We start from the raw sequence: 10,321 nt of genomic DNA, 5'->3' as shown, positions 1-10,321 counted from the left end.
AACAAACACGCGCTGTTGAGTTCTCAAGAAACAACCGCTGCTCCGTCCACAAGCCCCGGATGGGGCTCTTCGACCGGTGCGGCATTCTCCGCTTTGTTCCTGCGCTCCGACTTTATCAGGGCCTCCGCGCCGGCGCAAACTCGCGCTTTTCGCGGCGACTCCCTCGAAAGAAGGAGGTGGAGTTTCCCGTGGGGGTTTCCCCCGTTGTTCCGCTCCGTTGTGTCTGTACTTTATCAGGCTTTCTCCGACCCGCCAAACCGGCGTTTTCGGAAACATCCTGCAAGTACCGACAAGGTATTGCCGCCAATTCCTTCGCGGCACAATGAGTATGCCAGAACGAATTAGCGTTCAAGACCATTTGGTGTCGGGCACGTCCACCCGATGGTGTCCGGATCGCCCGAGAGAAGCCGCTCCCGCTTCCCGAGGCAGAGCCAGGGGCTTTCAGGGCGACCCGACCGAGCTTAGCCCCCACCTGACCGCGGAACAACCGAAAGCCCGGTGATCCACGTCACGAATTCGTGAAGAGCGCGTCCCTGAGCAGTACCGCCTGCTCCGCCGCCCACGGGCTGATGCTCCAGGGCGCGGCTTCGGCCATGTCGGCGAAGGTGCGCCAGTCGACCCACCGCCAGTCCATGACCTCCTCGGGGTCCGGGACCGGGTCGCCCTCGGGTTCGGCGACGTAGACGGGGCAGACCTCGTTCTCCACCACGCCGCTCGCGTCGACCGCGCGGTAGCGGAAGTCCGGGAGCGCCGGGCGCAGGCTCCCGATCCCCATCCCGAGCTCCTGGCGCACCCGCCGGCGCACCGCGTCCTCACTCGGCTCCCCCGGCGCGGGGTGTCCGCAGCAGGAGTTGGTCCAGACCCCGGGCCAGGTCCGTTTGCCGAGCGCGCGCCGGGTGACGAGAAGGCGCCCCCGCGCGTCGAAGACGTAGCACGAGAACGCCAGGTGCAGTGGTGTCTCCCCGTGGTGCACCCCGCTCTTGGGCGCCACGCCGATCGGCCTGCGCTCGTCGTCCAGCAGGACGACGCTCTCCTCCTCGTTCGGCCCACCCGGTTCCGCCGGTTTCGCGACACCGCTCATCAGTTCTCCTCCAACGCTCCGACCTGGTTACCGGCCATCATCCCCGTCACTACTTAGAGTCTCATTGCGAATGCCACACGTCCTGGAAACGCCTCGGAACAGGTGTCCCGCCGGTCGGCTCCCCCGCACCGCCGAGAGGGACACCGGGTTCCGCCCGCACCGATCCGAACAGGGGGAGACGCCGCCGACCACCTTCCCGCCGAGAGCGAGACCAGCAGCGCCTTCGCACCGTGACCGTGTTTCGGCCCTACCGGGCCACAGGAGAGCTGTCATGCCGAAAACACCCGTCCGTCCCGTCCGTCCACCGCACCGCGAGTCCGCCGAGCCGGTGCCGACCGAGCCCGGGGACACGTCGTACGCCTCGATCCCGCTGCTGGTGGAGCGGCACCTGGAGGACTTCCTCCGGGAGCGGCTCGACTCCTGCGGCAGGATCGACGGCGACTTCGCCGAGATCGCCGTCACCCGGCTCGCGGAGTTCGTCGGCCGCGGCGGCAAGCGGCTTCGCCCCCTGTTCGCCTGGTACGGGTGGCGGGCCGCTCACGGCGCGGCCTCGGGTCCCGGGACCGGGCCCGTGCTGCGCGCGATGAGCGCCCTCGAACTCCTCCAGGCGTTCGCGCTGATCCACGACGACGTCATGGACGGGTCGCGGACGCGGCGCGGCGCCCCCTCCGTTCACGCCGGGTTCGCGCGGGCGCACCGGCGTGAACGGTGGTCGGGGTCGGCCGACGGCTTCGGGACCTCCCTCGCCATCCTGCTCGGCGACATCGCTCTGGCCTGGGCCGACGACATGCTGGCCGGAGCCGGGCTGTCCCCGGCCCAGTGGACGGCCGCGCGCGGCCCCTGGCAGGCCATGCGCACCGAGATGATGGCGGGCCAGTTCCTCGACGTGTACGGGCAGGCGCGCCGGGACGGCTCGGAGGCCACCGCGCTCAAGACCAACCGGCTCAAGACCGCCGCGTACAGCGTCGAACGGCCGCTGCACATGGGGGCCGCGCTGGCCGGAGCGGACCGGGCCGTGGTCGGGGCGCTCCGAGGGTACGGGGCCGACGTCGGCGTGGCCTTCCAGCTGCGTGACGACCTGCTGGGCGTCTACGCCGATCCCGAGAGCACCGGGAAGCCCGCAGGCGAGGACCTCCGCGAAGGCAAGCGCACCCTGCTCGTCGCACTGGGGCTGCGGAGGGCCCGCGACCGCGGCGACCGCGTGTCGCTCGCGGTCATCGAGAAGGTTCTGGGCGACCCCGGCGTCGACGCCGGCGGCATCGACGCCGCGCGCGACGCCCTCACGCGGCTGGGCGCGCGCGACGCCGTCGAGGAGCGCATCCGCGACCTCGCCGACCGGGGCGCGGCGCGCCTGGACGGGGCCGCGATCGATCCCGCCGCGCGCGACGCCCTGCGCGACCTCGCGGTCCGCGCGACCGTGCGCGACCACTGAACCCGACCCCGTCAGGAGGACCCCGTGCGAACCGTCACCGGCCCGACCGACCATGTTGTGGTGGTGGGAGCCGGCCTGTCCGGCCTCGCCGCCGCGCTGCACCTGCTGGGAGCGGGGCGCCGCGTCACGGTGGTGGAGCGGGATCCCCATCCCGGAGGGCGCGCCGGACGGCTGGACCTGGACGGCTTCCGGATCGACACGGGGCCGACCGTCCTGACGATGCCGGAGATCCTCGACGAGGCGCTGGCCGCCGTCGGGGAGTCGGTGGCGGACCGCCTCGACCTCGTTCCACTGGTCCCGGCCTACCGCGCGCGTTTCGCGGACGGATCGGTGATCGACGTGCACACCGACGCGGACGCGATGGCGGCGGAGGTCGAGCGTGCGTGCGGCCCGCGCGCGGTCGCGGGCTACCTGCGGCTGAGGGCGTGGCTGCGCGAACTGTACGAGCTGGAGATGTCCCGGTTCATCGACGTGAACTTCGACTCCCCGTTCGGCCTGCTCTCCCCGGAGCTGGCCCGGCTGGCGGCCGTCGGCGGCTTCGGGCGGCTCGCGCCCGCGGTCGGCCGGTTCGTCGACGACGAGCGGCTGCGCAGGGTGTTCTCCTTCCAGTCGCTGTACGCGGGGGTGCCGCCGCAACGGGCGCTGGCCGCCTACGCGGTGATCGCCTACATGGACACCGTCGCCGGGGTCTACTTCCCGAAGGGCGGCATGCGCGCCCTGGGCGGGGCCATGGCCGATGCCGCGGCGGGCGCCGGCGCGGTGCTGCGCTACAGCGGCGCCGTGGAGCGGCTGGAGCGGCGGGGCGACCGGGTGAGCGCCGTGGTGCTGCGCGGCGGCGACCGGATCCCCTGCGACGCGGTGGTGCTGACCGTGGACCTGCCGATGGCGTACCGGCTGCTGGGACGGACCCCGTGGCGGGCGGTACCGCTGCGGTTCTCGCCGTCGGCGGTGGTGCTGCACGCGGGAACCGACCGGACGTGGGAGCACCTGGGCCACCACAACATCTTGTTCGGCTCGGCGTGGCGGACGACGTTCGCCGAGATCACCCGCGAGGGGGTGCCGATGCGCGACCCCTCGCTGCTGGTGACGCAGCCGACGGCGACCGACGCGGGGCTGGCTCCGCCGGGCCGCCACCTGTTCTACGCGCTGGCGCCCTGCCCGAACCTGCGCGCGGGGCGTATCGACTGGGCGGACTTCGGCCCGCGCTACCGGGACCGGCTGGTGGCCGCGCTGGAGTCGCGCGGGATGGGCGGGTTCGGCGAATCGGTGTGCGTGGAGCGGCTGGTGACCCCCGAGGACTGGTCGCGGCGCGGACACGCGTTCGGGACCCCGTTCGCCGCGTCGCACACCTTCGCCCAGACGGGCCCGTTCCGTCCCCGGAACCTGGTCCCGGGAGTCGCCAACGCGGTACTGGCCGGGTGCGGGACCACTCCGGGGGTGGGCCTGCCCACCGTCCTGGTCTCGGGGAAGCTGGCCGCCGCGCGCATCACCGGAGGCGGACCCGCCCGGTACGCGACGCCGATCACGACAGCGGGGAAGACACGGTGAACAGGGAGCTCAGAGCGGCGGGGATCACCGACCCCGGACTTCGCGAGGACTACACGCGCTGCAGGGAGCTGCACGCCCGGCACGGGCGCACCTACTACCTGGCCACGCTCGCGCTGCCCGCGGGACGGCGCCCGGCGATCCACGCCCTGTACGGGTTCGCCCGGTGGGTGGACGACGTGGTGGACGGCCTCGGCCACGAGGCCGCCCCGGCGGACCGGATCGCGGAGGTCGCCCGGCTGGACGCGGACCTGGCGGCGGCCCTCGCCGGCGGACCGGGCGCGGAACCGGTGATCAGGGCGGTCGCCGACACCGCGCGGCGATACGGGATCGCGGCGGGGCTGTTCGCCGCGTTCATGCGGTCGATGCGGATGGACCTGTCCGTCACGGACTACCCGACCTTCGACGACCTGCGGACGTACATGTACGGGTCGGCCGCGGTGATCGGCCTCCAGGTCCTGCCGGTGCTGGGGACGGTGGTCCCGCCCGAGCGCGCGGCCCCGCACGCCGCGGCGCTGGGGGAGGCGTTCCAGCTGACGAACTTCCTGCGCGACGTGGCCGAGGACCTGGACCGGGGACGCGTCTACCTGCCCGCGGACGTGCTGTCCGGCCACGGCGTGGACCGGGGCCTGCTGGCGTGGTGCAGGGAGCGGCGCAGCGGGGACCCCCGGGTGCGGGACGCCCTGGCGCACCTGGTGGAGGTGAACCGGGACGGCTACCGGGCGGCCGAGCCCGGGATCGCGATGCTCGATCCGGTGTCGCGCCCGTGCGTCGCCACCGCGTTCGCGCTCTACCGGGGGATCATCGACGAGATCGAGGCCGCGGACTTCGACGTGTGGGGACTCAGGCACTCGGTTTCGGGGCGGCGGCGCGCGCGGGTGGCGGTCCCGGCCCTCGGACGCGCCGTACTGGCCCGGACGGTGGACGCGGTGCGGCGGCCCCTCGGGTCCGCGCCGTCGGTGCGCGGCACCCAGGTGCGATGGAAGGACGCAGGATGACGGACGACCTCACCCCCCGCAGGGTTCCCCTGCGCCGGCTGCCCGGAACCGCGTGGGAGCGCCAGGCCCCGTCGTGGCGGGACGCCAGGCCCGGTCTCATCGAAGGGGCGCTGAAGCGGGCGCTGGCACGGCCGTCGGGGAACTGGTTCGTGCTGGCGGCGAGCGCGGAGATCCGCCCGGGCCGGCCGTTCGGCCGGATGGTGTCGGGGTTCGAGGTCGTGGCGTGGCGCACTGCGGACGGCGCGTTGCACGCGGCACCGGGGGCCTGCCCGCACCTGGGCGCGCCGCTGTGCCGGGGAGCGGTGCGCGGCGACCGGCTGGTGTGCCGCTGGCACGGACTGGCACTGGGCCCGGAGGGGATCCCCGGTTGGTCCCCGTTTCCCGCGTACGACGACGGGGTGCTGGCGTGGGTGCGCCTGGACGCGGCGGGCGGTGAGGAACCGTGGGACGCGCCGGTGCTGTCCGAGCGTCCGGACCAGGGGCGCGTCCTGGCCGCGGTGGAGTCGGTGGCGGGCCGGTGCGAGCCGGAGGACGTGGTGGCGAACCGGCTGGACCCGTGGCACGGGTCGTGGTTCCACCCGTACTCGTTCGTGGGGCTGCGTGTGGTGGACGCTCCGGAGGAGGGGGTGTCCGACGCCGACGACCGGTTCCTGGTGGAGGTGTCGTTCAGGGTCGTGGGCCGGTTCGGGGTGCCGGTGCGGGCGGAGTTCCGCTGTCCGGGGCCGCGCACCGTGGTCATGCGCATCGTCGAGGGCGAGGGCGAGGGCAGTGTGGTGGAGACGCACGCCACCCCGTTGGGGGTGGACGGGCGGGGCGTGCCACGCACGGCCGTGGTCGAGGCGACGGTCGCCGCGTCGGACCGGCCGGGGTTCACCGCCGCGAGGCGGCTCGCCCCGCTGGTGCGCCCCGTGATGCGCCTGGCCGCGCGCCGGTTGTGGCGGGACGACCTGGCCTACGCCGAGCGCCGTTACACGCTGCGCTCGGGGGAGCTCCGGCCCGGGTGAAGGGGGCACGGCTCCGGCCGCGGGGCGCGGCGCGGGCGCGTCCGCCCGGGGGACCGCGGGGTTCAGCGGGGTCCGGGCAGGAGGCGGCGGGCGAAGGGGAGGCGTCCCCGGTTCGGGACGCTCCAAACGGGGTGGCCCGGCCTGGACCAGCGGCGCAGGAGCGCGTTGGCGGCGAGCAGGCCGCTGGTGGCGGCGCGCTCCATGAGTGCCACGGGCAGGTCGACGCGGACGTGGTCGCCCGCCACCACGAGGAACGGGTCGGGGCTCTCGACGGCGACCCTGCGGGCGAAGTCGCCGGGCGGGAAGAGGGGGCAGTCGGCACGCAGTTCGCGGCGCGCGTCGACGACGCGCGCCGGCACGGTCTCGGGGTAGACGCGGTGCAGCTGCTCCACGAGGCGGGCCTGCTCGGCGTCGGCGTCGGCGTCGGCGGGCAGCGCGTAGGCGTGCAGTTCGACGACCGATCCTCCGGTGCGGCGGGCCCAGGCCGCGGCCTCGTCCTCGTAGCGCTCCAGGACGCTGATGTTGTCGAGGGTGGGGTATCCGCTGGTGCCCAGGAAGCCGGGGCGGTCGGCTCGGACCGGGCGGTCCAGCCACAGCCGGGAGACGAGGAAGGGCGGCGCGCTGGGCCGGGCCAGCACGCGTTCGCGCCATTCCCCGTCGGCGAGTCCCGGCGAGGCCGCGACGAGGCCGCGCAGCCCGGGGACGTCGGCGGCCAGGACGACGGCATCGTACTCGCGCGCGCCGTCGGGGGTGTGGACGGTGTAGCGTCGGCGCTCCCCGTCGGCGACCTCCTCGACCGGCGTCCCGGTGCGCACCGTCGCGCCGTGCGAGCGCAGGTGGGCGGCGAGGGGGTTCCACAGGGCCCGGGGGAACGGCGCGGAGGGCACGTCGAAGACGAGTCCCTCACTGGAGCCGAGGAAGTAGATGTGGAACATGGTGAGCAGCTCGGCGGCCGACATCGCGCGCGGGTCGGCGAAGAAGCTGCGGGAGAAGACCTCCAGGGCGAGGTGCCGCGCCGACGCGGGGAAGCGCAGCCGGTCGAGGAGGTCCAGCGCGTCGATGTGGTCGAACCGGTGGTAGACGCCGGGCACGTCCACGTCGAGGAGGTTGAGCGCGGCGACGATGTTGACGTCGGCGATGTCGCGCCAGCGGAAGCTGGGGCTGCGCGCGACGAACGCGAACGCGTTCCACGGAGGCGCGGCCGGCAGCCCGGTGAACCCGTCGTACGCGCCGCCGGCGTGCGTGAGCGGGTAGTCGGGCAGGGGGGTGAGCGTGCGCAGCCCGGGGTCGGCGCGGCGCAGGACCGCGCGCAGGTTGTAGTACTGGCGGAAGAAGGCGTGGAAGCCGCGGCTCATGGTGGCGGGGGTCCCGTCGGCGAGGACGGTGTCCCAGCCGGAGAGCCGTCCGCCCAGTCGGGTGTCGCGTTCCAGGACGGTGACGTCGACACCGCGTTCGGCCAGCGCCACGGCGGCGGAGAGCCCCGCGACGCCGCCGCCGACGACGGCGGCGCTGGGGGTGCCCGCCGGTGGTGATCCCTCGGGCGGCGGCGGGTCCACGCGCCGGGCGCGGGGATCGCGGCCGGGCGGGGGGTGCCTCATTCGGCGTCCTCCCCCTCGCGGGCGCGGCGGCCGAGGAAGGTGTGCACGATCCCGGTCTGCCATCCGGTCATCGGCAGGACCTTGACCTCGCGCAGTCCGACGGCGCGCATGCGTTCGGCGAGGCGTTCGGCCCCGTCGAACTCCAGGACGCTGCGCCACAGGTAGCGGTAGAGGTCCGCGCGGCCCGAGACGGCACGGCCGAACGGGATGATCACCGACCAGCAGACGGCGGTCCACACGGCCCTGGCAGCGGGGGAGTCCGCGACGGAGTACTCGTGGACGGCGAGGCGGCCGCCGGGGCGCAGCAGGTCGCGCATGTCGGCGAGGGCGGCGTCGCGGTCGGCGCAGTTGCGCAGCAGGTAGGCGGCGAGGACCGCGTCGAAGGGGCCGGTGACGCCCGCCTCGGCGAGCTCCTCTGCGCCGGCCCGTACGAACCGCACGTTCGCGGGCCACGGTTTGGCGCGGGCGGTCGCCAGCATTCCGGCGGAGGCGTCCACGCCGACGATCTCGGCCTTGGGCGCGGCGTCCAGGAGGGCGGCGGTGGAGGCCCCGGTGCCGCAGCCCAGGTCCAGCAGACGCAGTCCGGCGCCGTTGCCGGGCAGCCGGAGCCTGGCGACGGAGCGGCGCAGGTGCTCGTGGTAGCCGGGGTTGGCCTTGACGAGGCGGTCGTAGGCCGCGGCCGAGTGGTCGAACTCGGCGGTGATCCGGTGGCGTCTCGTGTCGTCCGGTGGTGGTGTCATGCGCGTCCCCTGAATCCGTGCGGTGTGCGGGGAACGTTACCCGTGGACGACGGGGAATGCCGGAGAAGACGCGTCACGGAGGGATGGTGTCGTGGATCGGGTGAACGTGGCGATCGTGGGCGCGGGGGCGGCGGGGCTGTCGCTGGCCCACCGGTTGGAGCGGGGGCTGCCGGGGCGGTCGGTCGCCCTGGTGGACACCGCGGAGCCGGCGCTGCGCCCGCTCGAGCGCACCTGGTGCTTTTGGGAACCGGCGGCGGGGGAGTGGGACGCGGCGGTGGACCGCCGCTGGCACGCGTTGTCGGTGGTGGGGCCGGACGGCACGCGGTGGCGGTCGCCGACCGATCCGCTGGTGTACAAGATGGTGCGCTCACCGGTCTTCGAGGCGCTGGTGCGGAGCGGCCTGGACAGGACGCGCCTGGTCGTGGCGACGGTCCTGGACGTGGTGGACGGGCGGGGCGGGGCGGTGCTGCGGCTGCGCGGCGGGGACGGGCGGGAGGCGGGACTGGCCGCCGACCTCGTGTTCGACTCCCGGCCGCCCAGGGGGTTCCCGGCGAACGCGGTCACACTGCGCCAGCACTTCCGGGGCTGGTTCGTGCGCACGACCGAGCCGCGCTTCGACACCTCGGCGGCGGTCCTGATGGACCTGCGCGTGCCACAGCCCCCACGGGGGGTGGCGTTCGGCTACGTGCTGCCGTTCTCACCGCACACGGCGCTGGTGGAGTACACCGAGTTCACCCGGGAGGTGCTGGACGACGCCGGGTACGAGGCCGCGCTGCGCGACTACACCGGGCGGGTGCTGGGGTTGGGCGGCCTCACGGTGTCGGCCGTCGAGCAGGGCGTGATTCCGATGACGAGCGCGCGCCTGCCGGTGCGGACGGGCCGCCGGGTGTTCCGGATCGGCACGGCCGGCGGCGCCACGCGGCCCTCGACGGGGTACACGTTCACAGGGGTGCAGCGCCAGACGCGGCAGATCGCGGCGGCGCTGGCGGCGGGGCGGCCGCCGGGCCCGTCCCGCGCGCACCCTCGACGGCACCTGTTCATGGACGCGGTCCTGCTGCGCGGCCTGGACGACGGAATGATCGACGGAGCGGAGTTCTTCGCGTCGCTGTTCTCGGGCAACCCGCTGCCCAGGCTGCTGCGCTTCCTCGACGGAACGACGACCCCGCTGGAGGACCTGTCGATCGGGGCGACGACGCCGGTGGGGGCGATGCTGTCCGCGCTGCGGTCACAGACGCTCGCCGGCACGCGGCCCCGCCGGAGGGCGGGGGGCCTGGGCCGTTTCACGTGAAACCGCCCTCGGAGGGGCGACAGTGACCCGTATCTCATTCGGTTTCCTCACTCCGGTTGAACACGCCCATAACTAGGGTTGCCGCATGCTTTTGAAGAACCTCCCGGTGGGCGCGGACAGATCCCGCGTGATCGCCGGGAACACGCGCGCGCTCATCCGGTCCACCTCCGGAGCGTGGGGGCCCGACGACGATGACGACGACGACGGCGGCCCCGAGTGGGTTCACGCCCCGAGGAGGAGCGCACGGCCGAGCGCGCGGACCACACGCCGCCGGAGGGCGGGCCGGCGTTCGCGGGCGTAGCAGGGAGGCTCCGGCACGGAGGTGTTCCGGGCTCTGTCGGACCAAAGTCCGCTCGGGACCTGTGACGGCGGGCGGGGCCGGAGGTCCGCGCGTGCCCGCCGGACGTCCGTGACGCGGCGGTTCGAGGTCCGGTTCCGCCCCCACCCGGAATGATCACGGGCTTTCCGCCCTTCCCGGCCCCGAAGCGGGCGGAAAGCCCAAGACCGCCAACGGAACCTCACGCAGCGGACATGACAGGCGCGACCTCGACCCGCACCCGCCGTCGCCGCCCGCCGTCACCCCGCGATCCGCGTGTCGTGAGCCCGGAAGACCCCCGAACCACCCCCGCGCCGGA

General features: G+C 74.1%; 8 protein-coding genes. 5 read left to right on the top strand and 3 right to left on the bottom strand.

Translation table 11 applies throughout. From position 1 onward, the window contains the following. Positions 1 to 508: 508 nt before the first annotated feature. Positions 509 to 1,081 carry an isopentenyl-diphosphate Delta-isomerase gene (gene idi, locus EV190_RS04530; protein WP_133740067.1) on the bottom strand — a complete coding sequence of 191 codons (573 nt, stop codon included), beginning with the start codon at positions 1,079 to 1,081 and terminating at the stop codon, positions 509 to 511. Positions 1,082 to 1,352: 271 nt separating this feature from the next. On the opposite strand from idi, the gene EV190_RS04525 reads away from it, so the two are divergent. The 4 genes from EV190_RS04525 to EV190_RS04510 are packed head-to-tail and all read left to right on the top strand — an operon-like array spanning position 1,353 to position 6,060. Then, positions 1,353 to 2,513 (top strand): polyprenyl synthetase family protein, encoded by a 1,161-nt coding sequence (locus EV190_RS04525; protein WP_133740066.1) that lies wholly within the window; start codon positions 1,353 to 1,355, stop codon positions 2,511 to 2,513. 24 nt (positions 2,514 to 2,537) lie between these two features. Next, positions 2,538 to 4,061: a phytoene desaturase family protein gene (gene crtI / locus EV190_RS04520; protein ID WP_133740065.1), complete on the top strand. Its 1,524-nt coding sequence runs from the start codon at positions 2,538 to 2,540 to the stop codon at positions 4,059 to 4,061. Continuing rightward, the gene (locus EV190_RS04515; RefSeq protein ID WP_133740064.1) at positions 4,058 to 5,056 is read left to right on the top strand and encodes a phytoene/squalene synthase family protein; all 999 of its coding nucleotides are present in this window, start codon (positions 4,058 to 4,060) and stop codon (positions 5,054 to 5,056) included. Before crtI ends, EV190_RS04515 begins: the two co-directional genes overlap by 4 nt. Beyond that, complete coding sequence (locus tag EV190_RS04510; RefSeq protein ID WP_133740063.1) at positions 5,053 to 6,060, top strand: DUF5914 domain-containing protein; 1,008 nt, start codon at positions 5,053 to 5,055, stop codon at positions 6,058 to 6,060. Before EV190_RS04515 ends, EV190_RS04510 begins: the two co-directional genes overlap by 4 nt. A gap of 62 nt (positions 6,061 to 6,122) precedes the next feature. On the opposite strand, the gene EV190_RS04505 is transcribed toward EV190_RS04510, so the two are convergent. Together EV190_RS04505 and EV190_RS04500 are read right to left on the bottom strand one after the other, a co-directional pair. Continuing rightward, a complete protein-coding gene (locus EV190_RS04505; protein ID WP_133740062.1) occupies positions 6,123 to 7,658 on the bottom strand; it encodes an NAD(P)/FAD-dependent oxidoreductase in 1,536 nt (511 codons plus the stop codon). Next, positions 7,655 to 8,398, bottom strand: coding sequence for a class I SAM-dependent methyltransferase (locus EV190_RS04500; protein ID WP_133740061.1), 744 nt, complete (start codon positions 8,396 to 8,398; stop codon positions 7,655 to 7,657). The genes EV190_RS04505 and EV190_RS04500 overlap by 4 nt, the downstream gene beginning before the upstream one ends. A 91-nt stretch (positions 8,399 to 8,489) precedes the next feature. On the opposite strand from EV190_RS04500, the gene EV190_RS04495 reads away from it, so the two are divergent. Further along, positions 8,490 to 9,686, top strand: coding sequence for a lycopene cyclase family protein (locus EV190_RS04495; RefSeq protein ID WP_133740060.1), 1,197 nt, complete (start codon positions 8,490 to 8,492; stop codon positions 9,684 to 9,686). Positions 9,687 to 10,321: the final 635 nt, after the last annotated feature.

The sequence above is a fragment of the Actinorugispora endophytica genome, from assembly GCF_004363075.1.
In the GTDB taxonomy this organism is placed as follows: Bacteria; Actinomycetota; Actinomycetes; order Streptosporangiales; family Streptosporangiaceae; genus Actinorugispora; species Actinorugispora endophytica.
The sequence above is the reverse complement of the archived record's forward strand: the minus strand, read 5'-3'. Positions and strand labels throughout refer to the sequence as shown.

Bases quoted from the DNA above. Each gene is read 5' to 3' on its own strand.
- idi (WP_133740067.1), bottom strand. From the start codon at position 1,081: ATGAGCGGTGTCGCGAAACCGGCGGAACCGGGTGGGCCGAACGAGGAG.
- EV190_RS04505 (WP_133740062.1), bottom strand. From the start codon at position 7,658: ATGAGGCACCCCCCGCCCGGCCGCGATCCCCGCGCCCGGCGCGTGGAC.
- EV190_RS04525 (WP_133740066.1), top strand. From the start codon at position 1,353: ATGCCGAAAACACCCGTCCGTCCCGTCCGTCCACCGCACCGCGAGTCC.
- EV190_RS04500 (WP_133740061.1), bottom strand. From the start codon at position 8,398: ATGACACCACCACCGGACGACACGAGACGCCACCGGATCACCGCCGAG.
- EV190_RS04510 (WP_133740063.1), top strand. From the start codon at position 5,053: ATGACGGACGACCTCACCCCCCGCAGGGTTCCCCTGCGCCGGCTGCCC.